At 41.3% G+C, this 26080-nt stretch carries 22 protein-coding genes; 6 read left to right on the plus strand and 16 right to left on the minus strand.

What is annotated here, in order from left to right; genetic code table 11:
* Positions 1-3: 3 nt before the first annotated feature.
* Entirely contained in the window at positions 4-537 is a 534-nt protein-coding gene (locus H5180_RS01335) for a GNAT family N-acetyltransferase (protein ID WP_182757506.1), read from the plus strand.
* A 253-nt stretch (positions 538-790) separates the two neighbouring features.
* Here H5180_RS01335 and H5180_RS01340 read toward each other — a convergent pair whose 3' ends face one another.
* Positions 791-1645 (minus strand): mechanosensitive ion channel family protein, encoded by an 855-nt coding sequence (locus H5180_RS01340; protein ID WP_145242032.1) that lies wholly within the window; start codon positions 1643-1645, stop codon positions 791-793.
* A 346-nt stretch (positions 1646-1991) separates the two neighbouring features.
* Between H5180_RS01340 and H5180_RS01345 the strand changes: the two genes are divergently transcribed.
* Entirely contained in the window at positions 1992-2672 is a 681-nt protein-coding gene (locus tag H5180_RS01345; RefSeq protein WP_182733872.1) for an SDR family oxidoreductase, read from the plus strand.
* 57 nt (positions 2673-2729) lie between these two features.
* On the opposite strand, the gene H5180_RS01350 is transcribed toward H5180_RS01345, so the two are convergent.
* From H5180_RS01350 to H5180_RS01380, 7 genes are all read right to left on the minus strand, one after another.
* Positions 2730-5048 carry a family 20 glycosylhydrolase gene (locus tag H5180_RS01350; protein ID WP_182757507.1) on the minus strand — a complete coding sequence of 773 codons (2319 nt, stop codon included), beginning with the start codon at positions 5046-5048 and terminating at the stop codon, positions 2730-2732.
* Positions 5041-5982, minus strand: coding sequence for a PfkB family carbohydrate kinase (locus tag H5180_RS01355; RefSeq protein ID WP_182757508.1), 942 nt, complete (start codon positions 5980-5982; stop codon positions 5041-5043). Before H5180_RS01355 ends, H5180_RS01350 begins: the two co-directional genes overlap by 8 nt.
* Positions 5975-7423, minus strand: a complete 1449-nt coding sequence (locus H5180_RS01360; RefSeq protein WP_145242040.1) for a sodium:solute symporter family protein — start codon at positions 7421-7423, stop codon at positions 5975-5977. Before H5180_RS01360 ends, H5180_RS01355 begins: the two co-directional genes overlap by 8 nt.
* A 161-nt stretch (positions 7424-7584) precedes the next feature.
* On the minus strand, positions 7585-7968 hold the full coding sequence (locus H5180_RS01365) for a RidA family protein (RefSeq protein ID WP_145242042.1): 384 nt from the start codon (positions 7966-7968) through the stop codon (positions 7585-7587).
* Positions 7961-9433, minus strand: coding sequence for an amidohydrolase family protein (locus H5180_RS01370; protein ID WP_259399513.1), 1473 nt, complete (start codon positions 9431-9433; stop codon positions 7961-7963). Before H5180_RS01370 ends, H5180_RS01365 begins: the two co-directional genes overlap by 8 nt.
* Positions 9433-10284, minus strand: a complete 852-nt coding sequence (locus tag H5180_RS01375; protein ID WP_145242044.1) for a MurR/RpiR family transcriptional regulator — start codon at positions 10282-10284, stop codon at positions 9433-9435. Before H5180_RS01375 ends, H5180_RS01370 begins: the two co-directional genes overlap by 1 nt.
* Before the next feature lie 12 nt (positions 10285-10296).
* Positions 10297-11544 carry an amino acid deaminase gene (locus H5180_RS01380; RefSeq protein WP_182733867.1) on the minus strand — a complete coding sequence of 416 codons (1248 nt, stop codon included), beginning with the start codon at positions 11542-11544 and terminating at the stop codon, positions 10297-10299.
* Between the two features lie 201 nt (positions 11545-11745).
* On the opposite strand from H5180_RS01380, the gene H5180_RS01385 reads away from it, so the two are divergent.
* Positions 11746-14685 carry a TonB-dependent receptor gene (locus H5180_RS01385; RefSeq protein ID WP_145242048.1) on the plus strand — a complete coding sequence of 980 codons (2940 nt, stop codon included), beginning with the start codon at positions 11746-11748 and terminating at the stop codon, positions 14683-14685.
* A 136-nt stretch (positions 14686-14821) separates the two neighbouring features.
* On the opposite strand, the gene H5180_RS01390 is transcribed toward H5180_RS01385, so the two are convergent.
* The 5 genes from H5180_RS01390 to H5180_RS01410 all read right to left on the minus strand — a co-directional run bounded on the left by H5180_RS01390 (position 14822) and on the right by H5180_RS01410 (position 18826).
* A complete protein-coding gene (locus tag H5180_RS01390; RefSeq protein WP_145242050.1) occupies positions 14822-15358 on the minus strand; it encodes a hypothetical protein in 537 nt (178 codons plus the stop codon).
* Positions 15359-15487: 129 nt separating this feature from the next.
* The gene (locus tag H5180_RS01395; RefSeq protein WP_182757509.1) at positions 15488-15904 is read right to left on the minus strand and encodes a hypothetical protein; all 417 of its coding nucleotides are present in this window, start codon (positions 15902-15904) and stop codon (positions 15488-15490) included.
* Between the two features lie 272 nt (positions 15905-16176).
* On the minus strand, positions 16177-16974 hold the full coding sequence (locus H5180_RS01400) for a response regulator (RefSeq protein ID WP_145242054.1): 798 nt from the start codon (positions 16972-16974) through the stop codon (positions 16177-16179).
* A 128-nt stretch (positions 16975-17102) separates the two neighbouring features.
* Positions 17103-17819, minus strand: a complete 717-nt coding sequence (locus tag H5180_RS01405; protein ID WP_145242056.1) for a Sir2 family NAD-dependent protein deacetylase — start codon at positions 17817-17819, stop codon at positions 17103-17105.
* Positions 17820-17836: 17 nt separating this feature from the next.
* Positions 17837-18826 carry a GGDEF domain-containing protein gene (locus H5180_RS01410; protein ID WP_259399514.1) on the minus strand — a complete coding sequence of 330 codons (990 nt, stop codon included), beginning with the start codon at positions 18824-18826 and terminating at the stop codon, positions 17837-17839.
* A gap of 578 nt (positions 18827-19404) precedes the next feature.
* On the opposite strand from H5180_RS01410, the gene H5180_RS01415 reads away from it, so the two are divergent.
* Both H5180_RS01415 and H5180_RS01420 read left to right on the plus strand, forming a co-directional pair.
* The gene (locus H5180_RS01415) at positions 19405-19962 is read left to right on the plus strand and encodes a DJ-1/PfpI family protein (protein ID WP_145242058.1); all 558 of its coding nucleotides are present in this window, start codon (positions 19405-19407) and stop codon (positions 19960-19962) included.
* A gap of 21 nt (positions 19963-19983) precedes the next feature.
* The gene (locus H5180_RS01420) at positions 19984-20340 is read left to right on the plus strand and encodes a ribbon-helix-helix domain-containing protein (protein WP_145242060.1); all 357 of its coding nucleotides are present in this window, start codon (positions 19984-19986) and stop codon (positions 20338-20340) included.
* On the opposite strand, the gene H5180_RS01425 is transcribed toward H5180_RS01420, so the two are convergent.
* Positions 20337-23258, minus strand: a complete 2922-nt coding sequence (locus H5180_RS01425; RefSeq protein ID WP_182757510.1) for a TonB-dependent receptor — start codon at positions 23256-23258, stop codon at positions 20337-20339. The genes H5180_RS01420 and H5180_RS01425 overlap by 4 nt on opposite strands.
* A 162-nt stretch (positions 23259-23420) precedes the next feature.
* Positions 23421-24536, minus strand: coding sequence for an FAD-dependent monooxygenase (locus tag H5180_RS01430; RefSeq protein ID WP_182757511.1), 1116 nt, complete (start codon positions 24534-24536; stop codon positions 23421-23423).
* Between the two features lie 103 nt (positions 24537-24639).
* Between H5180_RS01430 and H5180_RS01435 the strand changes: the two genes are divergently transcribed.
* Positions 24640-25527 carry a LysR family transcriptional regulator gene (locus tag H5180_RS01435; protein ID WP_182757512.1) on the plus strand — a complete coding sequence of 296 codons (888 nt, stop codon included), beginning with the start codon at positions 24640-24642 and terminating at the stop codon, positions 25525-25527.
* A 149-nt stretch (positions 25528-25676) separates the two neighbouring features.
* On the opposite strand, the gene H5180_RS01440 is transcribed toward H5180_RS01435, so the two are convergent.
* Positions 25677-25922, minus strand: coding sequence for a YfhL family 4Fe-4S dicluster ferredoxin (locus H5180_RS01440; RefSeq protein WP_082355570.1), 246 nt, complete (start codon positions 25920-25922; stop codon positions 25677-25679).
* Positions 25923-26080: the final 158 nt, after the last annotated feature.

The following is a 26080-nucleotide window of genomic DNA, read 5'->3' on the forward strand; positions in this document are numbered from 1 at the left end:
ACCATGCAAGATACAAGCGTTGTAGATACGCAAATACATAAAATCAGTTCACTAGCGGGATATCAGCAATCGCTAAATCATTTACTGGTTGATAGCGTTAACAATGGTGCATCGATTGGTTTTATCGCGCCATTGACGCGCGCACAAGCAGATCACTACTGGTACAGTATTGAATGCGATTTATTAAATGATAGCCGCGAATTATTTGTTATCACCGAAGGATCTGAGGTAATTGGTGCAGTGCAATTATCGCTGTGTCAAAAAGCTAATGGCGCTCACCGCGGTGAGGTTGAAAAGCTAATAGTACATAGCCAATACCAAGGCCAAGGATTTGCAAAACAACTTATGCATACCCTTGAAAAAAGTGCGCTGCAGCAACAATTAAAGCTACTGGTACTGGATACCCGCTTAGGCGATATTGCCTCACTTTTATATGAAAAATTAGGCTATATAGAAGCCGGTGAAATACCACAGTTTGCCCTTAGTTCATCGGGCGAATTACAAAGTACTGTGCTGTTTTATAAATTACTTAAGTGAGTTAAATTCGTCAATCGCTTACAACCTTATAATGTTATCAGCAGTCACTTCGCTTTTGTAACCTACCATAAAGGCATTTACTATAACGTTTAAATCGCTGCTAATACGTTGACAGAACAGATAAAATGGGATCAAGTAGACGAACTTATCAGCATGTTTTCAATGAGCACAAAAAGAAAACGCCAGTCAATATTAATTAACTGGCGTTAAGCTGACAGATTGCTATTTAATATATTAAATCACTATCTGTTATTTACACATCCTTGTTAACGGTTATTGCCGATGCCATCGACTCCGATATATGTAACGTACGCTGCGGAAATGGAATTGTCAGCCCTGCTTGCTCAATAGACTCTTTTACACGTTTATTAAGATCCCAGACTGTTTGCCAATAATCACCGTTAACTGTCCACGCACGTAATTGAATATTCACTGAGCTTTCAGCTATCGATGTCACCATCACCTTAGGTGCTGGATCCGCTAATAATCGGCTTTCTGATGCGGCTATTTCTTTAAGTACATTTAAGCCATCATCTATTGAGTCAGCAAACGAAATACCTACTACAATATCCATGCGTCTTTTACCATTGCGAGTGAAATTTTTAATATTACCACCCCACACTTTGCCATTTGGCGAAGCGATATATAGGCCATCATTGGTTTTAAAAATAGTTGTAAAGAGGTTAATTTCACTCACAGTACCCGTTGTGCCACTGGCATCAACAAAGTCACCAACTTTAAATGGCCTAAGTATTAATAACATAATACCTGCGGCAATATTACTGAGGGTATTCTTTAACGCAAGGCCAATCGCAAGGCCAGCCGCCCCCATAAGTGCTATTAAACTGGCTGTATTAACACCAAAAATATCTAAAATAAACAACCCTGCAATGATATACACCAAGTAGCCCAGCACACTCGATAAAATTGGTAGTAAGGTTTTATCCATTTTCTTAAGAGGCGACTTAGAGTTTTGGATCGCTCTTTTAACAGAGCGCGCAATTAGAGCACCAGCTATAACAATAGCCAACGCTAGAATCAGTTTATAACCTAGAGTCATTATGGTTTCTGAATGATTTTGCCAAAACACTAATAACTTATCTTTCACTGTTTATTTCCACTAAGTAATTGCTGCAATTGAGCAAGGTTTAACATAGCTTACACAAGGTTAAAACCACATTGTTATAAGCCAATAAGTGTGAGCTGCTATAACCATTTGCGATTTGTAGCCTGCTAAAAAATAAGCTGGCCTCAAAGCGAAACCGCGCGATTATATAGCATAATAAATATAAACCTAACTTTTTATTTTAATCTTTAAAAACAATTAAAAATCATATAGTTAAATCAAACCAGCAAGTTGGTGTAATAAGCATTCAATGGAGGTTAATCCTTCACTGTTACCATTACCACTAAGAGTATCAAATCTAGTCTCAGATTTAATCGAGGAGCAAGTCATGAGTAAAGAAAAAGTTGTACTTATTACAGGCGCTTCCAGTGGTATTGGTGAAGCAACAGCAAAAACCTTAGTCGCAAACGGTCATAAAGTAATTTTGACCGCTCGCAGTGAAGACAAACTTAATGCGCTGGTTGAAGAATTCGGGGCTGATAACGCATTAGCAGTTTGCGCAGATGCCACTGATTTTTCATCGCTTGAAAACGTAGTTAATACAGGTATAAAACACTTTGGCCGCCTTGATGTTGCATTTGCCAATGCCGGTATGGGTGTTCAAACGCCAGGTGTTGAAGAGGGCGATCCTGAGCAATGGCAAACAATGATTGATATTAATATCAATGCACTGCTTTACACCGCAAAACTCACTCTGCCACACCTAAGAAAAACCACAGGACACTTTATTTTAACCAGCTCAGCCGCAGGACGGATTGCCCTTAAAGGCTCTGTTTATGGCGCAACAAAATGGTTTGCTTACGGTTTTGGACAAAACTTAGCTGAAGAAATGAAGCCATGGCAAGGACGCTGCACCACTATTGCCCCAGGCATGGTCAATACGCCTTTTTTTGATGAAGCAAAACCCGACAAACTCGACCCAAATGATGTAGCCGAGGCGGTACTATTTGCTATAGAGGCAAACCCACGTTGCAATGTACGAGAGTTATTTTTGATGCCGAGTAATTAACGGACTCGACAGTAATAAATGCCCTAACAGGGCATTTAATTTGATCCAAGCAGTAAATTAATTACTGCAACTTAAACGCGCCTGTTTTAATCGGTTAATTGATGCGATAACTTGCGCAATCGTACCATGATTGATCTCGATAACTTGCGACTCACTTAACGCATCTTTATTTTGCAGAGCATCAACAATTGCCAAATAGCTTGCTTGCCACTCACTAACCGCTAAAAATACCTGCGGATTATTAGTAAGTACTTGCTGCCACATTACTAGCTGACTTTGCAATGCGGTAAGTTGTTGGCGATCACATTGTTGTTGGTAATCATCCACCGCATAATCAAATTGTTTTAAGGTTAAACTCTCTACCGGTAAAACATCCACTAATTTATCCAGTGGCGCTAACTGATGGTAATCATCGCTTAGAAACGCTAAATGATGCAACGTGTAATAGTGTGCGGGCTCTATCAGCTGACTAAAAGTAAGTAACGCGTTAAGCGCACTGCTTGAAACCTCTGGTAGCTGCTCTAAACGTTGAATAAACTGCTGTTGATGTAGTAAGCCTAACTGTTCATCGGCGTATTGGTCCATTAGCGCAAGCCGAGTGTACATGCTGCGCTCATCCGTTAAGCTAGTAGGTGACCAAAAACGTTCTCCTATTGCATAGAGTCTTGGCCAAATACGCGTATCTAAATTATCAGAGGTGATAAGCTCAGCCCAAATAGTTGCTTCACCACCCAATACATTACCTAGCTTGGCTCGTTGCTGCTGATGTTTTAGTTGTTGGTTCAACTGCACCAGAGGTATCTCACCACCGACATTTGCCCTAAACACATAAGGAGTATTACCCACGAATGCGGGATCTTTGCTAGCCTGCGTTAAACTAAATGTCAGCTGAGTTGGCCCAAGCCAAGTATCAATAAGCACCTGATAGTTATTCGCTATTTTAGTCACTTTATCAGTGATGAATGCCCCTTTACCCGCGATGTTGACAATTGCTTGCATACGAGACTGATCACTTGCAAAGACAGTAATATCGCCAGTCACCGCGCTGCCTTTTATGCGTGTGAGGGTAAAATCAACATGTCCGATTACAGTCTTCGCCGTTACTGCGGGTTTCGCCGGCGGCAGCGGATGATTACGATAGTGATAGCTCGTCCACTGCGGCTGATCAATATAAAACCCGCTTGATAACAAACCATCAAAACCGGCCTCAGTGATCGCCGCCAATGAATGATGACCACGCCATGATTGCACTAAGGTGTTGTTAGGCAAATTAGGATGTAATACCTCATCCCAACCAATCATTTTCTTATTGTATTTTGCTAATATTTTAGCAACCCGTTGATTGAAGTAGGCGTGTAATGCATGGCTATCAGCCAGTTTTTGCTTATGCATATAAGCTTGAATATGACTATTGGCTTGCCAATCAGTATCATCAATTTCATCGCCACCAATATGCAAATACGGATCAGGAAACAAACCCGCAAGCTCGGCGACTACTGCATCAACAAATTTATAAACCTCAGGGTTGCTTGGATCCAGTAACGGTTTAAATACGCCCCAACGTCGCTCCATCTGAGTTAATTGAGTTCCGCTACCAAGTTCAGGATACGCAAGTATAATCGCGCTGGCATGACCCGGAACGTCAAACTCTGGCACCATCCGAATACCTAACTTTGCCGCATAGCTAACCACCTCTTTAATTTGTGCTTGAGTATAATAAAGACCATCGGATGCCTGCTGGTGTAGTTTAGGGTAACTATTTAGCTCAATTCGCCAGCCCTGATCATCGGTTAAGTGCCAGTGAAACACATTAAACTTGGCTGAAGCCAAGCCACGTAATGTCCGTTTTACATCTGCAATTGGCAAAAAGTGACGCACGCCATCAAATAATAAACCACGCCACGGATAAGTTGGTTCATCCGTAATAATTAGATTATTAACTTGTAGCGGCTGCTTAGCACTAAATAATAGCTGCGATAAAGTCGCCAATCCTCTAAGCATGCCGTATTGATTAGCACTCGTTAGGTCAATTTTATTATCTGCAATAGTTAGCGTGTAACTTTCATCCATATTTAAATAAGGTAACTCGCTCACTGTTTGCGTGATATTAATGTGTAATTGCGCAGCCGCTCTTGGCGTAACTTGTAGATGCTGAAATTGGGTAGCAAACAACGAACTATTTAATAAAGGCAGGACGATTGCGTGCTGCGTTTTAGGTATAAATACCTTAAGAGTTGCTTCAAAGGTAGTACTCCCAGCCAATGATTGCACCTCTTTAGGCATTGGCATCAGCGCTTCGGTGGCGGGCGCAGAAAAAGCATAACAAGAGCTGCTCAGTAGCATTGCCCCCATCATAAAATGAATAATTTTATGCATTGTTTAATTCCTGTTGTTTGCTTGCTTTGAGAGTCACTGTTGTAGCGACAATTGCCCCTGCGGCGGTGATCACTTGAGCCGCAAGTTGCTGGGCAGTCTGCACTGCAATTGCACAAGGACTCGCTAATATTTGTTCAGCTAAAAAACCCGCTGCAAACGCATCTCCAGCCGCGGTAGTATCAATTACCTTCGCGACTGCGGTTACTGGGTAGTAATTAATTGTTTGTTGCTGTAACACAATGGTGTCATCCAGTCCTTGCTTAATCACTCGCAACGCTTGTGGGTATGCCCGATAAAAGTCGACCAACTGCTGTTGTTCACAATCACCAAACACACCAAAGTGATCGTCGTTGGTAACAAAAATGATATCTGCAACTAAAAAGGCTTGGCGAAACCAATAGTGTGCTTGCATATTACTTTGCCAAAGCACTTGGCGATAATTACTATCAAAAATAACGATGCCACCAGCTTGCTTAAACTGTGCAATAGCAGTCATTAATAGCTGTTTAGTTGGGTCATCATAAATTGCTAAACTTATAGCTGAAAAATAAAGGTAATCAAACTGTTGCTGCTGCAATGCAGTTAAGAATTGATGTTGAGTATCAAGCTTAAAATACTCTCTGGCAGCGCTATTTTTTCGATCATAATGAAAAACTCGCTCGCCATTAGCATCAAGCGTAATACCATAAGCGCCTAAAGTATGATTTGTTGCATATTGTAAAAAATCGAGTTTAAGCGCTTGCTGCTGCCACCTAGCCTTAGCTTGCTTACTTAGTTCGTCGCTACCAATGGCAGATATAAAATAAACATGCACCTGTTCTCCCATAAGACGTTTAAAGTAAACTGCCGTATTGTAGGTGTCCCCCCCCAAATTAAGCTCTTGATTTGTAGATAGTTCATGCATCGCTTCACCAAAAAATGCAATCTTAATCATGTTGCATTTCCTCGCGTTGAGCTTTTAAAATAGCTAATGCTTGTGCAGATGTGCACACTTGAACTGGGGTAAACAAAGTTACCATAGCAGCTAATAAAGCGGAGCCTAAAGTGGCCGGAATAATTGGGTTACTCCAATAAGCCAGCCAATTTGGCGTTAAAATAATCGCCAACGAAACCAACAGCGAAACCAATAAAGCAGTAATGGCCCCCTGCCAATTAAAGCGTGGCCAAAAATGACCAAATAACACGCATACACATAGACCCGACATTAAAGTGGCGATCATATTTGTAATGTAACCAATCACATCGTTAGTTAATAACGCCAATAATAACGCAATGCCTATCGTCATCACTAAGCCCATCCGCGAAAGTAATACAACATCTTTAGCGTGGGGCATTCGTTTGAATACTAAACTATACAGATCACGTATTAATACACTCACAGCTGCAATCGCATCTGAGCTAGCACTGGAAATCGTGGCTGAAAGGCCAGCAATAATAACCAGCGCTGCCAAGCCAAAAGGTAATAATTCAAACGCCATAAAAGGGAAAGAAAATGCACTGTTCTCTAAAGCAGGATTCAGTGCATAAGCTGCCATACCGATAATGGCAGGTACTATGGCAAATACTAAATACAAGCCACCCGATAAATAAAACGATTGACGAATACTTTTAACATGCTTGCCAGAATAAATACGTTGGCGAAATGATGGCGCAACCAAGACGCCTATTAACACCGCGAAAAATAATGATAAGCCATGCACTGCACCTATTTTATCCAATGATAAAAAGCTTTGGTTAAGCGCAGGTTGCGCATTGGCCATATCAGCCAAGCCACCCACTTCATAAAGAGCGACCCCAGCCATCAAGAAAAAGCCAACAAATAACACCAATGCTTGAATAGAGTCGGTCCATACCACAGCAACATAACCGCCAATCACCACGTAAATACTAAAGCCCAGTGCAATAATAAGTTTTGCCGAAAATGGCGATAACCCAGTAAGCCATGCTAAATACATACCACCGCCCAGAATATGCGCTCCTAACCAACCAATACTGGCGACAAAAATAAATATTGCGATGGTATTCTTAACGAGTGGATGTGCTCCCACATAGTATGATACTTCTTCACTCATAGTCATGAATTGGTGTTCACGCACTGGCGCAAATAATTTTGCTAATAATAAAATTCCCGCAGCACCACCAAGGCCATAGATCATCCCAGCCCAGCCATTTAAATAAGCAAATCCCACAGCCCCCATTGATGATCCTGTTCCTACCATAGTGGCAACTGTAGTACCTAACGTAAGAAAAAACGGTAAATTACGTCCCCCCAGTAAAAAGTCATCGCCACCTTTAGAATTTCGGCTTACCCACCAACCAAACCAAATCATAAATCCTAAGTAGCCTAAAAAGGCCATTAATAATTGCCACTTCATAAGACACCCTGCTCCACCAATCCACGCTGCGCTTTGTAACAGCACTTCTAATTATTAATTACGTGGTTGATGTTAGTTATTATTCTGACCTAAGAGCGGTTATTATTTTGTGTGCTCTTAGGTGTAAATGTCAGCGCTGTCATTCAGCTACTGACAAAATCTTAAGGCGCCTTATAACAGGTAACATCCACCTCAACTTTACAATCGACGACTAAATCCGCGACCGCACAAATACGTGCCGGTGGATTAGCGCCAAAATACTCTTTAAACACTTTATTAAACGACTGAAAGTAACGAGAATCAGTTAAAATAACAGTAACATGCACCACATCTTTGAGCTCATAACCGGCCTCTTTCATAATCTCGAGGCAATTTTCAATCGCCAGTGTTGATTGCTCAATAATCCCCCCTTCAACCACTTCTCCATCTTTCATTGGGGTTTGTCCAGATACCATCAGCCAACCACCCGCTTCTACTGCGCGTGCAAACGGTAAGTGCTGACCACCGGTACCTTTACCGCCTTCAATACCAATTCGTCTAATCATCTTTACTTGCTCCTAGGGATGTTAAAAATTTACCTGAATATGCAGGTAGAATATGTTTATCTATAAGGGTTGCTTGGCCATTGGTCCAGACACGATGAATTCCTGAAGCCGCCAGCTCTGGATCAACAAATGTTGCGTTATCAATAATCTCATTGGCATCAAATAACACCAAATCGGCAAAGTTGCCTACTTTGATCACTCCACGATTTGCCAACCGATAGTTAGCCGCGCTTAAGCCTGTCATTTTATGAATCGCAGTTGCTAATGAAAAAATTCCTTGTTCACGGCTGTAATGACCCAGCACTCGGGGAAATGAGCCCCATAACCGAGGGTGTGGGTGTGGATCGCACGGTAAACCATCTGAACCAATCATGGTTTTATCAAACGCTAAAATAGTGTTTACATCGTCTTCATTTAACCCATGGTACACAGCACCAGCTGGCTGCAGTTTTTCAGCAGCATCCAGCAAACTGACGTCCCATTGTTTAGCAATATCAGCAAGTAATTGCTCGGCCATTGCAGGGTGGGCATCAGACCAAGTGATAAAAATATCGAAGTCGTCAGTCACTTGGTTCAAATCTAAAGTACTGGAGCTGGCCGCATACGGGTATGCGTCGCAACTACATTTTGAGTGCTCGCCTTGTGCTGCAAATTTTGCTAACAGCTCTGGGGCGCGTCCCCAGTTATTTTTACCTGCACACTTCAAGTGGGAAATAATCACTTTAATGCCAAACTTTTGCTCCATAGCAAACGCTTCATCCATCGCCTCAAGCACGGCATCAAACTCGGTGCGTAAATGGGTGGTATATAAAGCATCATGCTTTTGTAAGATAGCGCCAAATGCCTGTACCTCTTGTTCAGGTGCACACTGTGCATTGCGATAGGCAAGCCCAGTGCTCAAACCGAGGGCACCTTGGGTTATGGCTTCATCCAATTGCAATTGCATCGCGGCAATTTCGTCAAGCGTCGCTGGACGTAATAAGTCATCCATCACGTTATTGCGCAATGTGGTATGCCCTACCAATGCTGCAACATTCACATTGGCTTTTTGTACATTAAATGCATCGATATAATCGCGCATCTGTGCAAAAGTAAACTCTGCTTTTTCACCCAGCAGATTCATTGGATCCGGCGCATCTACAGTTAGTTTTGCCGGCGCCGCGCTGATCCCACAATTACCGGTGATCACCGTTGTCACCCCTTGACTTATTTTCGCTGCCATCGCTGGGTTTCTTAACAACTCAAGATCATCATGGGTGTGTACATCGATAAACCCCGGGGCTAGGCATAATCCATTGGCCATTATTGTGTGTGTTGCCTGCCACTGTGATAACTCGCCGAGTGCGACAATATGTTCACCTTTAATTGCGACATCCATGTACTGAGGCGCATTGCCTAAACCATCAAATACTTTTGCTTGATAAATGATTGTGTCTGCTGATTGCGAGATATCGTGCCGCATCATTAATCTCCTAGTGGTGCTCTGTCTGGTCCTTGACGATACTCATCTAACTCATGTTTGATGCGACGAAGTTTTTCGCGAGATTTTTTCTGCGTTAAAATAGCCACTTCACTTGCCAATATGTCTACTGCAGCAAGCATCGCGTAACGGCCTGTACTGGGCGTAAAAATGTAATCTGATTCGTTAGTTTTAATTGGTAAGTGAATCGTTGCGATATCAGCAAGCGCACTCTCTGGGCAAACCGCAATCACTTTAGCGCCATAATCTTTGGCAATATTTGCCGCATCAATTAAGTCATTTGCTAAGCCTGTAAGCGATAACACCACCACCACATCACTGATATCAACACTGGCGGCAGTCATTCTCATCATCACCGGATCACTGTAAGCGTTACTGAGTACATCCAGTCGAAACAAGCGGTTATGGCATTCTTGTGCAACTACAGAGCTACCCCCACCAACGCCAAAAATTAACGTATGACGGCTTTCAGCAATACAGCGAGCTGCTTCTTCAATCTGCGACTGTTCAATTAATCCGGCATTAATATCGAGAATATCGTGTATTGCTTTGTATATAGCTGGAATATCTTCACGTACAGAGGCATTTTCACTAATAAAGCGCTCTCCTACTGCCAGTGATTGTGCAAGCTGTAGTTTCATATCACGCACATTATCGCAGCCCAGCGCTTTTGCTAGCCGAGTGATAGATGCGTGACTGACTTTTGCGCGCTGTGCTAAATCACTTATACTTGCCGATGCTGCATATTGCAGATCGGCTAAAATTAATTGTGCAACGAGTTGCTCTGATTGCCGTAAATGGCCTAAACGCTCTTTAATTCGTGAAACAATATCCAATTAACTACTCTCCTAAAAATACGTATCAAAGATACCAACAACGTTATAATTATCATCGATAACATTAATATAACGCCATTTATCAAATGTCAGGCAAGGATGTGAAGTCCCAAAGGCAATAATATCACCGACTTTTAAGTGGCTATTTTGATCAACACGCAGCATGGCATGCTGATCCATTATTTTTTCAACTTGCCAATCAGCACCTGCTTTAGTAACAACACCGTGTTGGTCAATATGTAAATTCGCAATAGGTAGCCCGGCATCAAATGCCACATCGCGCTTACCCATACCAATAATTGCTCGTCCCGGTTCTGGCAATGACTGTACATATGCCCAAACCTCTAAACATGATTGTAAATCGCTACCAATATTACACGCCAACGGATTACGCGCTAGAATCTGTTGCTGCGCATGGCCATAAATCCCTTGATCATGAGCGACATAACAGCCAGGGCGGATCACAGGCACCATGTTATCGAGCATGTTACTAGGTGCAAAAGCATCGCAGACTAAGTCGTACCACGCTGAGCCACCTGCGGTAATAATTACTTGTTCTGTGGCAAAAGCCTGCTGCTCAATCAACTCTTTACATGTTGTTACCGCATCCGCTAAAAATGCAGTCACTTCACTTTGTGTACTCAACACTCCTTCATACACTTCAATGCCCGCAAGCTGTAATGAAGAAAACTGCTTTATATGCGCAACCAATTGTTGGAGCTTTTGTTCATCAACTACACCACAACGTCCACCAGGCACACCTAACTCAATAAATAATTTAACTTGTATGCCTTGCTTACTAAAGAACTCGCCAAGGCTTGTTACATTGCTAACATCATCCACTAAACAATAAAAATCAACCTGATACTGTTTTAATAAATAGCTAAGCTGCTGCATGTTGGCTTTACCAACTAATTGGTTCGCCATGATAATGCGCTTGGCGCCAGCTTGTGCTGCTACCACTGCTTGTTGCACAGTTGCAATGGTGATCGCGTAAGCACCTGCATTTAATTGCTTTTTAAAAATATCCGGTGCCATGGTGGTTTTACCATGCGGTGAAAACTCCACCTGACTTTGTTTGGCGAACTCAGCCATCCATGCAATGTTATTATCTAAACGCGTTTGATAAATACACGCACAAGGAAGACTCACCTGCTGCTTAGCAACATTGCAATCACCTTGTATGATCGTTTCGCTGTTGCCTAAGCCTTTATTCATAGTATAAATTTTTGCGGCGCGTTTCATGGCTAACTTTTCCATAAATAAAACTCTTATTTTAAATCATTACCTTAGATAGCAACGTTGGATTAAAAATCAAAAAATTATCAAATGTTAATGTAATTGTTATTGCATTTTGTTTGAAAGTGATGTTAATTAATAACAAGCAAGTAGTCAACACCTGTTACAAATTAACAGGAAATAATAATTAACTTTTAAATCTACAGGATGAGGTATATCAGCATGAGCATTAAAAACCGTCACCAACCCACTTTAAATAGGAGCCTAATAGCAAAAACCGTCGCCGCTATTGTATGTGGCTATACCAGCTTTGGCGTTTTTGCCGCAGACCAAGCACAGACAGCAAATGACGACATAGAAACTATTGAAGTGCGCGGTATTGCCGCCAGTAACAAACAAGATATTAACAACAAACGCTTTAGTACTGGAGTAATGGATTCTATTACCGCGGAAGATATTGGTAAATTGCCTGATGTAACCATTGCCGATACGCTGCAACGTATCCCTGGCATACAAATTCGCCGCTCTGCGGGTGAGGGCTCAACCATTAACGTTCGCGGTATGCCGCAAGTAACCACTTTGCTCAATGGCGAACAATTCTTAAGTGCAGGTTCAATTACAACATTACAACCAGACTTCACTGATGTCCCAGCGGCGCTGCTATCAGGGATTGATGTGCTTAAATCACCTCAAGCCGACACCTTGGCCGGTGGCATTTCAGGTACTTTAGATTTAAAAACACGTAGACCATTTGATCTTGACCAAGGCACAACCTTCTCACTCACAGGAGAAGCAACCCGTGGTAGTTTATCAGAGCAAACCGACCCTAAACTGGTAGCCTTTGCCGGATATAACAATGACAAATTTGGCATTATTGTTACTGCCGCTTATGACGAAAGCACCTTAGCGAATTACCGTAATGGCACAATTTTAACCTCTTCAGAAGTGCAAAATGAAACCGACCGCGATTTTAACGGTGATGGCGATTTTAACGACAGCTTTTACAGCCAACGTTTTTATGGCGTGATGGACCGAGAAACAGAGCGTGATCGCCTTGGCCTAAACACTACCATTCAATATCAAATTGCCGACACACTAACTTTTACTGGTGACTTGTTTTATACAAAAATGGATGACGCCGATCGTAAGCAAGGGGTGATGGTTGATAATGCCCGTGGTTCTATTTGGGCGTATTCTGATAACTTTATTCCTCGCTTAGATAATGATCGGGGCGGACAAATATACACAGTCAACGATGCTAACTTAAAAGTTCGTCGGGTTAGCGCCTACTCTGAAAGTTTAACTAACGACCGTGAATCAACCAATGCTAGCTTTTTATTCGAATACCAAGGTGATGGCCCACTCTCTGGTGAATTTAGGTATATTCATGGCTCTGCAGAGCGAAGCCATACTGAAAATGTGGCCCACGGCTTTTTAACCTCAGGCGCACAACATGGTTTATTAAAAAATCATGGTGATGGTATTACGCCAGTTAACCCCAATGGCTATGGCCCAGAAGAAGTTGATGTGAGCTTTTCTCGCAGCGGCGAATATTTAACCCTTGGTTTTGCAGAAGGCTTTGGTAATGATATAAGCCAATATAATCTCGTTTCAACCTACTCTGAAAATAACTTTGAAGAACAAGCCACACTTGATGTTGCCCGTATTGATGGCCATTATGCCTTTGAGACAGATCACCTACAGAATCTTGATTTTGGTCTGCGGGCATCAAAACGAGACGTAGAGCGCGAAACCTATATTCTCGTTGCACCATTTACCACCGGCAATATTAGTGCCGATGTGATGTGGAAAGATTCCGGCGCATCATTAGGTGATACCAATGGCGACGGTGAAAATAGCGTAGCAGGTGGTGATTTAACCATAGGGAAAACCAACTTCTTTAGTGATATGCCCGATGGTTGGGTCAACCAAGTCAATGGTTTAGGGCCAGGTGGCGCTGGGCATAGTTTTTACTTAATCGATCCTAAAGTAATGGACGATCCAATGGCATTTCAAAATGCAATTTACCCGGGTAACAAACGATTAGCTAATCCGTCACGTACTTACCAAGTAAAAGAACAAACTCAAACAGCTTACTTTAAAGCAAACTTTGCTGGTGAATTGGGTGATTTGAGCTATACCGCAAATATCGGCGCACAATATATTAAAACCGAACTCGACATGCTGCAAAATCAACTAGGCTCTGCGCGTCCTTGTTCGTTGTGTACTGCCAGTGAGAAAACCGGTGAAAAATGGTTAAACAGAGATTACTCAGATTTTTTACCATCAATGAACTTTAATTTAAACCTAACCGAAGATGTGATCCTACGTGCAGGTTACGGTAAAACAATGACCACGCTCGATATTGGAAAGCTTGCTGGTGGTATAAGTGTTGGTCGTACCCGAGCCGGAGATGTACTTGCCGCTGAGCTTGGAGTAAGCCCTGACTTATTAGTGGCAGTACAAGGTCGCCAAAATGGTAATCCTGATCTAGAACCATGGCGCGCAACTAACTATAACCTATCTGCTGAGTGGTATTTTAATGACAGCGGTTTATTAAGTATTTCAGCCTTTTTAATGGACATAGAGTCATTTGTTGAAAACGGTATTGTCATGCAAGGCTTGCCTGATATTGATGGCATTATTCGCCGTGAAGTACCTGTAACCACTGAAATAAATGGCCAAGGTGGTGACATAAAAGGTTTTGAAGTTGTTTATCAGCAAGCATTTGACTTTTTACCAGCGCCATTTGATGGCTTAGGCTCATCACTAAACTTTACTTATGCGCCAAGTGACAGCGCTAACGTTGATGTTTATGGCAAAAGTTTACCAATTCAAGATAACTCAGAAAAATCAGCCAATGCTGTACTTTGGTACGAAAAAGGCCCATTACAACTACGTCTTGCAGCTAACTACCGTAGTGATCGCTTAGACAGCTTAAGCTCGCCAATGGGCGAAGGGGTAATGCCATTTTGGACCGATAGCACTTTGTACTTTGATATGTATGCCGGCTATGAATTTGCTGAAGATATGAGCATTTATACCTCAGTGAGCAATCTAACCGAAGAAAAAGAAGATATTTACGCACAGTGGTCTGATCATGTAATCACCCAAAATATCTTTGAGCGTCGTATTACGTTTGGTATTCGTACCCGTTTTTAACGCTTAACAACACATTTGGCACACTTCTGCCCAGGAGATAAAAAGACTTAGCATTATTTAAATAAGCTTTTTTGCCAAATAGCAAACCAGTACAGCTAATTAAGCTGTACTGGTTTTTATACCTAAGTGGATTCATCTAGGCTGATTGCCGATAGTGATCAACAGCAAAACTAAATAAAACTTTGATCATAAAAAATAGACTCACCATCAAAAACCACGTTGGCAGCGATAAGTAAATCAACAAAAAGATGCCATAACACATTAAGTTTGCAGCAATAAAACCCTGGATTGATTTACCATGTAACGCATTAACAACAGATGCTGCCACTATCGTATATGCCCACATAAGCAGTGCAGTATCTAGTGGCTGTGAAAGTAACCACGCAATCACTATTATATGAACGTGAATGGCAATAAAAATCAGCCTATTTTTAGGACGCTTTGTGTAAAACTCATTGGTACCAAGAGTGAAATTAGCAATACATCCTGCTAATACGTCAGCAATTAATATAAAAGCTAAGATTGCTCGCCAATTATCGAGTTTAATCTCCGCAACCGAATAAATAACCCAACTGCCGACTAAAGCAAACAAAATAGTACCGGTGATCTCTAAAATCGATTGTTTTTCGCCAAACACTTCATGCAAAAATTCAGGGGTTTTAAAATACTTCATTGTTAAACATTTCCTTATTTAAATTAAATTTTTGAACAACGACTTTCCATGTTTTTAACTATGCAAGTAGGCGACAAGATAAGCACCACTAGCAGCCAACGAAATAACATTATCTATATAGACACGGCATTAATTAAAAAAACACCGTAAAGGTAGCAGGATATGCTCAGGGATCTGATCAGAAATCACATACTTTTTTGCATCAACTGTGACTTCAAATAAAAGATACTCTGAATTTCTGCCAATATAACGCTCACCTATATTTGGCGTTATCTTATATATATTTCCGGTAAGAGTAAGCTGACTAGAGGCTGATATCTTTTCAAACCCGCCGAAAGGGCTGAGATGACCCTCTACGTTGTGATCTTTTAAGTAGTCGTTTCGAGGATGGCCAAACCATATAGGTTCGACACGAATTTCACTACTTTGAAATAATTTATTTGCTTGATAATGAATGGGCTCAAAGCACTGCTTCTCTATTTTAATATCACTGCAACCACTGATAAATATCACGGCAAGTATTGTAGTATACTCAATGTATTGCATATCAACGTATTCCTTTACATACAATTGGAGTTAGCTATTGGCAGCACTGCAATACCAGCATTCTTTATAACTCACATTTGCGCTGACGCTGGAGCAAACATATATCAAGGATATCGTAACTGCCTGCAACTTCCAGTGTAATTTGATGAATATTGACGCTTAAACATGACTTCATTAGCAAAGACAACAACTATGTCTTTTTAGTGTTCAGAATTACTTTTCTTAATTACGAGACTTAATAGCAGCCTAGATTACTATTAAGCCATTAATATCTAAGACATTATTTTAAATAGCAACTCTCTTACTGTGGCAGGTTCAAATGGCTTGTCACATATGGCGTCTACACCAGCTTGAGCAATATTAGCTAAATGAGTGTCGTTTGCCTCAGAACTCACCATCAAAATAGGAATATGCGAGTAAGCATTCGAGCTTCTTACGGTCTCCGTTAGCTCTTTACCATCCATTTCTGGCATATTGTAATCAGTAACAATTAAATCAAATGATTGACTATTAAGGTGGTCAATCGCTTGTTTGCCATTTTCGGCTTCTACAGGCGCCGGTATTCCCATTCCAGCCAAGACCCTAATAATATGCTTGCGTGCAAAACGACTGTCATCAACCACAAGTACACGCAATAGCGTTACATCAAAATGTTCTAATTCAACTTCTTCTTCAGTAATAATATCTAATGTTGCCTTTAACGCTCGCGTAATTGCCTCAGCACTAAACGGCTTTGGTAAAATAGCTAATACCCCGGACTGCCTTAACTGTTCAAGATAGGTTTTATTGCGCTCTGTCGATACCAACATAAAAGCTTGATGCTCAATACCTGGGGTTACTCTGATTTTTTGCAATAAAGAATCAGCGCTACCGTCAGAAAAATACATGCTGCTAATGACCAAATCCGGCTGATAATTCTCCAGCATTGTTAACGTTTGCGCTTGAGAAGTAGCAGTTTCTATTTGTGTAACACCGCATTGAGTAAGTGACTTTATAATAAGCTTTTGCTGAACATCTGATGGCTCTACTAATAATATTGATAAATTGGCTATTGCTGTTAAGTCTTTCATTTACATCTCTTCAGTATTGCTATGTTTAATTAGTAACGGTTATTTTTGTAAAAATCAAAAATACAGTCATCGTGATTATGCTTTTTATGATCTTTTTTTGCTAAATAAAGCGCGTATCAAGCTCGCGTTTAGTTACGTTGAATATAGTCTAATGCCGTCATTTTATGATAATTAACATTACGATGCATAACATGCGCAGGTTCTGGATCAACAATTTCGATTGGGATATCGTAACTGCGTGCCACTTCTAGCGCCATTTGAGTAATATTAACGCTAAACGAAGTGCCAATAAAAACGATTTTATCGGCATCAAGCATCCGCTGTTGTGCTTCGCTAATACGATAAAGCTCAGTGTAATATTCATCAAATAACAACACAAAAGGCTTTAAAGATTGATCCAGCACAGGCTGCTGGTTTTCGATGTTAAACAGCTCAAGTAGTGACTCATGTAAGCGGCTTTCGTCTACATTATTCCACGGTGTCGCATGCGCTTTCACATCATCGCCTTGCTCATGAAACAAAGTCATTTGATCAAGCCGACCATGAATGGCGATATAGTTTTTATTGCCTGCTTTGCCATCTAGCCCGTCAATATTTTGTGTGATCAGGTTTTTATCGCTCAACCATTGATGAACTTCGTTAGGACCATGGTTACGGTAGGTGGCAAAGCGATGATAATACCAAGCTAAAAACTCACGCGGGTTGTTTACATACATAGCACGTGTAGCCATTTCCATTGGCGTATAGTTTTTACTACCAATAGTCCAAAACCCATCTTCACCTCGAAAGGTAGGAATACCGCTGGCGGCACTCACACCGGCTCCTGTTATATATAATGTATTCATAGCGTTCCCAATAAGCGCTAAACACACGTTTTATTTTTGCCTTGCTCCTTTGCTTGATAAAGCAATTCATCAGCTTTGTGCATCGCTTTATCAATAGACACATCCGCGGTTAATTTACTGATCCCCATACTCACTGTAACAGCCAGCTGGTTTACACCAATATCTAAACGATTTTGTGATAAAGCATGATGAATATCGTTGGCAAATTGTGTCGCTTGTTGTTTATTTTTATGACGTAGAAAAAATAAAAACTCTTCACCGCCCCAGCGCGCCACCATATCATTTTCACTTAACTGAGCAACAAATAATTCAGCAAGGTGTTTTAGCACTTCATCGCCAACTGAGTGACCATATTGATCATTAATATCCTTAAAATTATCTACATCCGCAATAATGATACTCGCCGATTGCTGCTGTGCTTCAAATTGCTCGAGCTCTTCCATAGCATAACGTCGATTGGGTAGGTTTGTTAAAGGGTCACGAGTCGCTAAATATTCATTTTTTTGAACAAGTTCAATCAAACGATGGCTGTACATTTGCCGAAAATATTCATAAAAGCCACTCAACAGAGCAACAATAATAAAAGAAGCAATAATGCGAATTGGAAAATAAACCGAGTAGCCGCTGTAAAATTTAAAGTAGCTCGATAAATAAAAGGCGCCAGTTACGCAAATTACAAAAATAATTAAATCAATGATTCCCCGTTTAAAACCACGCACAAAAAAAGTAACCGGAGATACAATAAAAATCCAAATCGGCCCAGTGCCATGGCTCCCACCTGTAAGTACTAAATAAATCATTAAAGCATATAAAGTATACAGAACAATTAAAGAGGAAATCTCAACTCTATCGCCAAGAAAAAAAGAGGAAGCAAATAAAGCCGATGAGCCTAATAAAGGATAAGCCAAAATAGGTTGATTATTAAACAAAGCTATCATCGCCATACAAAGCGTTGTTACCGTACCTATTGCGGCGAATAACCTAATAATAAGTTTTCGCTCGGCCATATCGGAATAGCTAATCATCAATACAATGCATCACTTATCAATAGTAAAGGCAATCTTTGCATACAAAAGCTGATTGTAAGATTGCACTAAAATTAAAATAATTAATCAGTTACCAGTTCAAATATAGTCTAGACATAAGATCATTGTAAAAGTGAAAGTAGGAAATAATTACTAAAAGTCAACTTATACACGGATAACATCTTCGTATTACTAAGCTGAGCAAATAGGTTTTTGCACCTCATTGCATAAAAAATTCGCCTGCTCATTAACAATAATCTTCAGTCTTATCTAAGTTGCAACAGACTCGGTAAGACTGGAAATATTGCTAAAGCAGAGGATAAAAGCGGCCTCAAAAGTATCATTTAATAATTATATTTTGTTTTTTATAAGCCTAGCGAGAAAACCTTAAAAACATATGGTCAGAGCATTTATTGATTTTTTACCGTAGCGATTGCAGCATGATATTACCGATCAGTTGATAAATTAAAGCTGTAGTATTCCCATACTACCCTTACTTACTGTGAGCATGTTTAACTGGACAAGCAGTAAATACATTAACAAATCGTAAGGAGCAGCAAATGGCTAAAGTACTAATGATCACTGGTGACTTTGTAGAAGACTATGAAAATATGGTGCCGTTTCAGGCATTACTGGCAATGGGCCACGATGTGGATGCAGTCTGCCCAGATAAAAAAGCAGGCGATATGATTGCCACCTCTATTCATGATTTTGAAGGGGATCAAACCTACAGCGAAAAGCGCGGTCATAACTTTGCGCTCAACGCGACATTTGCCAACATTAATGCCGCTGATTACGATGCGCTTTACTTACCAGGAGGACGTGCACCTGAATATCTACGTTTGAATGCTAAAGTAATTGAGATCATTAAGTATTTTGCAAATAACAATAAACCTATCGCTTCGGTGTGTCATGGCGCGCAATTACTCACCGCCGCAGGTGTTATTAAAGGTAAAAAAATCTCTGCTTACCCAGCTTGCCAACCAGAAGTGAAAATGGCCGGTGCCGAGTACGTTGAGTTACCAATGGATGGTGCAATTACCGATGGTAATTTAGTTTCAGCACCAGCTTGGCCTGCGCATCCGGCTATGTTAAAACAGTTTGTCGCTTTGTTTTAACTAAAATTACAGGGAAAGGTCATGTGCCAATTATTTATAAATGCTCACAGTGAATTATGGAGTAATAAAACGAAGTCTTTACGTATTGATGGTGTCGTCACTTCAATTCGGTTAGAGCAGTTTTTTTGGCACACTTTAGAAGAAATTGCCGCACGCGATAACATGAGTATTAATCAGATGATTTGTAAACTGTATCGCGAATCCCTGCAAGCAAAACATGACGTGAGCAATTTCACCTCTTTTTTAAGAGTTTGTTGCTCACGTTATCTCGCGCTGATCGCCAATGGCGAGATCTGTCGTGATCTTAGCCAACCATTGGCGAGTGTTGATGTACAGCAAGTGCTCAACCGTGAGCAAAGCCGGTACTTTTCAAATTAAAAGCTGTAATTAATCCCAGCATAATAACGGCGGCCTGAATAACTAGTATTAAGTAGCCGCGCATCGGTATCTTTACCCAAACGTGTTACCGACTCCGATTGCGTTAAGTTAATTACCGCTGCGGTAAAGCTTAAGTTATCGGTAACGTTATATGCTGCATTTACATCTACTTGCTGGTATGGATCTTGGTAGACATTTAAACCACTGTTAATACCAAGCACCGTTTCACCTCGTTTATTGTACGAAGCGCGAATATTAAAACTATCCCCTTCATAATAAATAGAGGTGTTATATTGATAGTCAGCACTGCCTATTAATGGTGACTCTGCTAACTTTTCACCTGCAACTGTTACATCGGCCTGATTGGTGTTGTTATACGTGTAGTTTGCGTAAATACCAAAGCCACTATCAAAGGCGTGTTGAATAAACACTTCCACCCCTTTTGATACCGCATCAGTACCATTACCTACGGTGCTATACGGGGAAATGCTAATAGTACCAGCATCAACAAGACCTGCTTGCCCTGCAAATTCACGCTGTGAATCAATCACCAGTGGCACGATAAAGTTATCGACCTGTTTATGAAATAACGCAACACCTAATGCAGAACCTGGCGCGTAGTAATACTCAAGAGATAAATCGGCTTGTACTGACTCAAACGCTTTTAAATTTTTATTACCACCACTGCCACTAAATCCGGGTTGTTCATTAAAAGCGGCGCGATCATCTGCCCATTCGTCCGACACATAAGTAATACGCTGTTGACTACCCAAATCGCCGTAATCGGGGCGCGACATCACTTTAGCAAGCGCACCACGGATCACCACATCATCACTGGCATCCCACGCAATATTTAAACTCGGCAATACGTGGGTGTCTGTTGTTTGCTGGGTGATCAACTGGTATTGCTCAACTAAACGATCATCACCGGTGATTTGCTCGCCCGTTTCGTCATCGGTTTCATCCAATAAAAAGGTATAGAGATCGGTTGAAGCACTGCGAGTCTTGGTTTGTACAACGCGCACACCAAAATTACCGCGTATATCACTGTATTCAAAATCACCTTGTAAATAAAACGCACTGATCTGCTCGGCAATATCATAGACAAAGTTATCTTCTATTCGAGTATACGGCACATAGTTGCTGTAAATATAATCGCGATATTTATGCCAATTAATAGTTGGCATTAAATTGATATTAAAGCCACCAGCAATATTGCTTTCACCTTCCACATTAAACACATCTTGTGCCTGTGGCATACCATTATTCCATTGATAGCTATCAAATTGCGTGATACCCCCTGAGCTTGCCTCGCCTGCGGCAATATCAAAACTCGGATCAAGGAAAAAGTTGTTGCCCGTTTCGCGATGCAGTGATGCATCACGGTATTTTGCACCAGTGCGAATGGTGGTCAATATGCCCCAATCAACATAAAAATCAACGTCGCCTTGGTAGTACTTTTCTTCTAAGGTGCTACGTACAAAACTTGAGTTCGATGATCCTGCATCACGACCTCCGCCAACACCTGCGAGTAAGTTATTGAGTGTATTTGGGTCTATCAGCATCGAAATACGGTCATCACTGATTGACCAAGCGGCACTTTGCGAGGCGTTCTCAATATTACTTTGCCCCTCACCCGCGTTTGAGCTTTTATACGCTGCTTGCCAACTTTCTTTTGGCCCGCCTTTAGCTTTAGTTTTACCGACGACAAAGCGTGCTGTAAAGTTGTCGCCTTCGTAGCTTAAGTTAAAATCAAAAGTATCAGAGGTTGACTCTTCATCCACATAACTGCCGCGCAACCACGGCAATTGCATATCTTTTTCAACGCCACTGGCCATGGCACTATAGTCCATGCCATTGACAATTGTGCCACTTTCATCAAGTGTAATACCTGTTAAAAAGTCAGGATTTAACGCCCATTCCGGCATATCAACGACCGAGTCGCTGCGTTGTTGCTTTAAACTAAAACCAAAGTAATTAAAACCTAGTTCAATGCGATTAGTTGGTCGCCACTGAGTCGAAAACTGCACGCCTTCACGTTCACGTTTTTCATTCACAACAGAGCTGCGCACCACCTGCGGAAACCACATATTCTCATAACGTTGCCCGTTGGCATCAGTCACTACGCCCCAGTCATTACTGTTATCAACCTCGTTACCATTTATATCAACGGCTTGCTGACCTGTGTAACGCCAAACATTGGCATCTGTGCCACCAGAGAGCGTACGGTTGGTGCGTTCTTGACGGGTATAGCCAAGTAAAAAACCAAAGCTATCGCTATCGTTTTTCCATGAATACAAACCAGTAAACTGAGGTTCATAATCTTCCGTTACATCTGCATAAGTACTTTCAACATTAAAAACGCCCGAATTAGCATCCATATCCAATGGTTTGCGGCTATGCATTAACACTGTACCACCGACGCCACCTTCATCTAGTCGCGCTTCAGGTGATTTGAATACTTCAACGCTTGCGATCATCGCTGATGGGAGTAAAGCATAATCAAATGAACGAGATGGCTCCCCTGGTGAGGAGGCAATAAAATTACCATTTAACTGCGTGTAAGTAAGATCAGACGATAAACCACGAATACTCACCGTTGATCCTTCACCGCCTTCACGTTCAATCACTACACCCGGCACACGGGCTAATGAATCAGCCACATTTTTATCAGGGAACTTACCAATGTCTTCAGCGGTAATGGCATCAACCACAGAACTCGATAAACGCTTCACCGCTAAGTTTTCAGCCATGCTAGAGCGAATACCTCGCACCTCAATCACTTCCATATCTTTTTCTGTTTGAGTGCCTGTTAATTGCTCGGCAGCCGCCGCATTCATAGCACTAAAAACCGATAAACTAATAACTGAAAAACGCAGCGATGCTGCTAAAGGCGAGTAACACGTTGAGGTTGACATTGAATGTACGAGTCCATTACTGGTTAACAATTGTAAAGGCGGCAATTGTACACAGCCAGACTTAATGGATTGTTAACCACAACTTACAAGTAACTGAATAAGCAAACAAATAACCACCTCATAAGTAGCCTTCCTCGTACCTAAATAACAGAGCTCGATAGGTTAATTACTCAAACCTTGCATCCATAACGTTACTAACTGCTGGGCAGAGATACCTAGCGCTGTTGTCTCATTAGTGTCAGCTGCTGTAGTGAAAATTTTCTGCGCAACTTGCCGACCAACAAGTTGAGAGGCTGAGGTTTTATCTATGCGTTGTTGATAAAAAGCCTTTAAGGCGTGCTCTAAATCATCATACTTTTCTAACACCCGTACAAGATGCCAAGCATCTTCTAGCGCCTGACATGCCCCCTGCCCTGAAGTAGGTAAAGGAGCATGAGCCGCATCTCCCATAATCAGTACGTTACCTTGATGCCAATATGGCAAACGGTCAATATCGTGCACAAATATTCGTTTCAGTGAGTTTTCATCATAAGACTTAAGCACCTGCTGTACTGCATCTGGCCAAGTTAAAAAGCGTTGGTGCATTTCTTCATACCAAGCAGATAGCGGCCGCGCTTTATCAATATTTGCACTCCAACCCGCAGCCCAATAACAAAGGTCTGCTTTAACAGGCACAATACCAAAGCGCTCGCCACGGCCGCGAAAATCATGGATCACATTATCTAAAGTGCCCAGTTTTAACTGGCTAATAGCAATAATATTAATAAACCCCTGATACTGAGGAGTGATTTTTTCAGCATATAAGAATTGCCTTACCACCGAGTTCATCCGCCCATCAGCGCCCACAACTAAATCAAAATCTTGTTTTAGTTGAGCAATCTCTGATAGGGTTATTGCACTGTTAAAATGTATGTTTACCCCTAAATCAGCTAATGTGCGGCCCAGCACACTCATAAGATCACGGCGCAATATACTGATACTAGAAAAACCACTGAGTGTATTTACTTTTGCAATATCAAATTCACTTTGCACCGTGCCATGCTGATCACACAGACGCATAAACAAAGGCATACCGCCCAGCGCTTGGATCTGTTTATCCAAACCCATTTGCTGTAACACAAACATTGCATTCGGCCATAACGTTACCCCAGCACCAATAGAGGAAATCTCACTATCGCGCTCAAATATGCTCACCTGATAACCTTTTCGTGCTGCAAGAATGGCAAGCGCTATCCCCCCGATGCCCGCACCCACAATGGCAATTCGCTTGCTGTTCATATTCTTTACCTCAATAATTAACTGAATAACCATTATCACAAAGTCATTTTTTAAGATAAATTAGTAATAATTGCGTTATTAATCCCATATTTTGAGTTAATTAATGATTGATAAAATCGAACTTCAGTGGTTACTCAGCTTTCAGTGCGTATATGAACAACTGAGCTTTAAACTCGCAGCCGAACAACTGCAATTGCCTACATCTAATGTTAGCCGCCATGTCGCGTTATTAGAGAAGCAACTTAATTTAAGATTATTACAACGTACCACCCGAAAAATGATTGCAACGGCTGCAGGAAAACAACTTTATCAATCTATCACCCCACTGATACAAGCAATGAATGACTCGCTAGAAGAGGTGTCTTTATATGGTGAATCCCTCACAGGGCACCTTAAAATCATCATGCCTGATCTGCCTTTTTTAGCCGAACTAAGTGCAGAGTTTTGCTCTGTGCATCCACAGATACAACTAAGTTGCGATACACAATTAAATCCAACCGAAGGCTTGTTAGAGGGGTTTGATTTGGTGCTACGCTTTGGCCGTGGGCCATTGGACGATTCAGGTTGGGTTGCTAAAGAACTGCTGCGCTGGCCCAGTTGCATTGTTGGCGCGCCACAACTGATCAACAATGCGCCACCACCTCGCTCGCTAGATGAGTTAAGTAAAGTTCCTTGCATTACTAGCTTATCAGTACTGCAAGGTATGCCTTGGCGTTTTAAACAACAACAAGCAGTGCAAGTAAAATCTAATTTTAAAGTAAACAGTGGCAACATGGCCAAAGCCGCTGCACTAAAAGGACTCGGCTATGCCATTTTACCCACTCATGCATGCCAAGAAGATATAGACAACGGCTCATTGATCAATATTAAACTCGACCATGAACCAGAAGATCTGGTGTTATACGCATTTTATGCAGGCAGGAAATACCCGCTAGAAAAGGTAAAAGTATTTTTAGAATTCTTAAAGTCTAAATGCGCTACAATTCAGTAGGGGATCAATGCAGTTAGATGTATATGGTTAAAAGAGAAAGGTAAGAGTTAACCAGCTAAATTTTGCAGACACTGTCTGCAAAATTTAAAAACTGCCATAAACGTATCTATAAAGCGTTTAAATTTTTCGGTAATAATGGGCAGTGCTTTTTAACCCGTCAACCTCACATACTTCTCCGCCAGTTCATCTATACTTTCACGATGATTCGGATCGGGCTTTATACAATCTATCGGGCATACGCTCACGCAGGTCGGCTTGTCGTAGTGGCCTACGCATTCGGTACACTTTGCAGGGTCGATTTGGTAGATTTTAGCGCCCATATAAATTGCTTCATTTGGGCACTCTGGATCGCACATGTCACAGTTAATGCATTTGCTGTTTATTAGTAATGCCACTATCTAACCTCATTAACTAGCGCGTATTTCTAGCATAAAATTACAACTGTGAATTATGCATTTTATCCTCTATTGCTTTGTTGATCTTAATCAATGAAATACGCCGTAAGAATTTATTTAGATAGGTTCGAACAAAGCAAAAGTTCATTCTCAACGCT

The sequence above is a fragment of the Pseudoalteromonas sp. SR41-4 genome (assembly GCF_014163985.1).
GTDB classification, from domain to species: Bacteria; Pseudomonadota; Gammaproteobacteria; order Enterobacterales; family Alteromonadaceae; genus Pseudoalteromonas; species Pseudoalteromonas rhizosphaerae.

Bases quoted from the DNA above. Each gene is read 5' to 3' on its own strand.
- H5180_RS01335 (WP_182757506.1), top strand. From the start codon at position 4: ATGCAAGATACAAGCGTTGTAGATACGCAAATACATAAAATCAGTTCA.
- H5180_RS01345 (WP_182733872.1), top strand. From the start codon at position 1,992: ATGAGTAAAGAAAAAGTTGTACTTATTACAGGCGCTTCCAGTGGTATT.
- H5180_RS01350 (WP_182757507.1), bottom strand. From the start codon at position 5,048: ATGCATAAAATTATTCATTTTATGATGGGGGCAATGCTACTGAGCAGC.
- H5180_RS01355 (WP_182757508.1), bottom strand. From the start codon at position 5,982: ATGATTAAGATTGCATTTTTTGGTGAAGCGATGCATGAACTATCTACA.
- H5180_RS01360 (WP_145242040.1), bottom strand. From the start codon at position 7,423: ATGAAGTGGCAATTATTAATGGCCTTTTTAGGCTACTTAGGATTTATG.
- H5180_RS01365 (WP_145242042.1), bottom strand. From the start codon at position 7,968: ATGATTAGACGAATTGGTATTGAAGGCGGTAAAGGTACCGGTGGTCAG.
- H5180_RS01370 (WP_259399513.1), bottom strand. From the start codon at position 9,433: ATGATGCGGCACGATATCTCGCAATCAGCAGACACAATCATTTATCAA.
- H5180_RS01380 (WP_182733867.1), bottom strand. From the start codon at position 11,544: ATGGAAAAGTTAGCCATGAAACGCGCCGCAAAAATTTATACTATGAAT.
- H5180_RS01385 (WP_145242048.1), top strand. From the start codon at position 11,746: ATGAGCATTAAAAACCGTCACCAACCCACTTTAAATAGGAGCCTAATA.
- H5180_RS01390 (WP_145242050.1), bottom strand. From the start codon at position 15,358: ATGAAGTATTTTAAAACCCCTGAATTTTTGCATGAAGTGTTTGGCGAA.
- H5180_RS01395 (WP_182757509.1), bottom strand. From the start codon at position 15,904: ATGCAATACATTGAGTATACTACAATACTTGCCGTGATATTTATCAGT.
- H5180_RS01400 (WP_145242054.1), bottom strand. From the start codon at position 16,974: ATGAAAGACTTAACAGCAATAGCCAATTTATCAATATTATTAGTAGAG.
- H5180_RS01405 (WP_145242056.1), bottom strand. From the start codon at position 17,819: ATGAATACATTATATATAACAGGAGCCGGTGTGAGTGCCGCCAGCGGT.
- H5180_RS01410 (WP_259399514.1), bottom strand. From the start codon at position 18,826: ATGGCCGAGCGAAAACTTATTATTAGGTTATTCGCCGCAATAGGTACG.
- H5180_RS01415 (WP_145242058.1), top strand. From the start codon at position 19,405: ATGGCTAAAGTACTAATGATCACTGGTGACTTTGTAGAAGACTATGAA.
- H5180_RS01420 (WP_145242060.1), top strand. From the start codon at position 19,984: ATGTGCCAATTATTTATAAATGCTCACAGTGAATTATGGAGTAATAAA.
- H5180_RS01425 (WP_182757510.1), bottom strand. From the start codon at position 23,258: ATGTCAACCTCAACGTGTTACTCGCCTTTAGCAGCATCGCTGCGTTTT.
- H5180_RS01430 (WP_182757511.1), bottom strand. From the start codon at position 24,536: ATGAACAGCAAGCGAATTGCCATTGTGGGTGCGGGCATCGGGGGGATA.
- H5180_RS01435 (WP_182757512.1), top strand. From the start codon at position 24,640: ATGATTGATAAAATCGAACTTCAGTGGTTACTCAGCTTTCAGTGCGTA.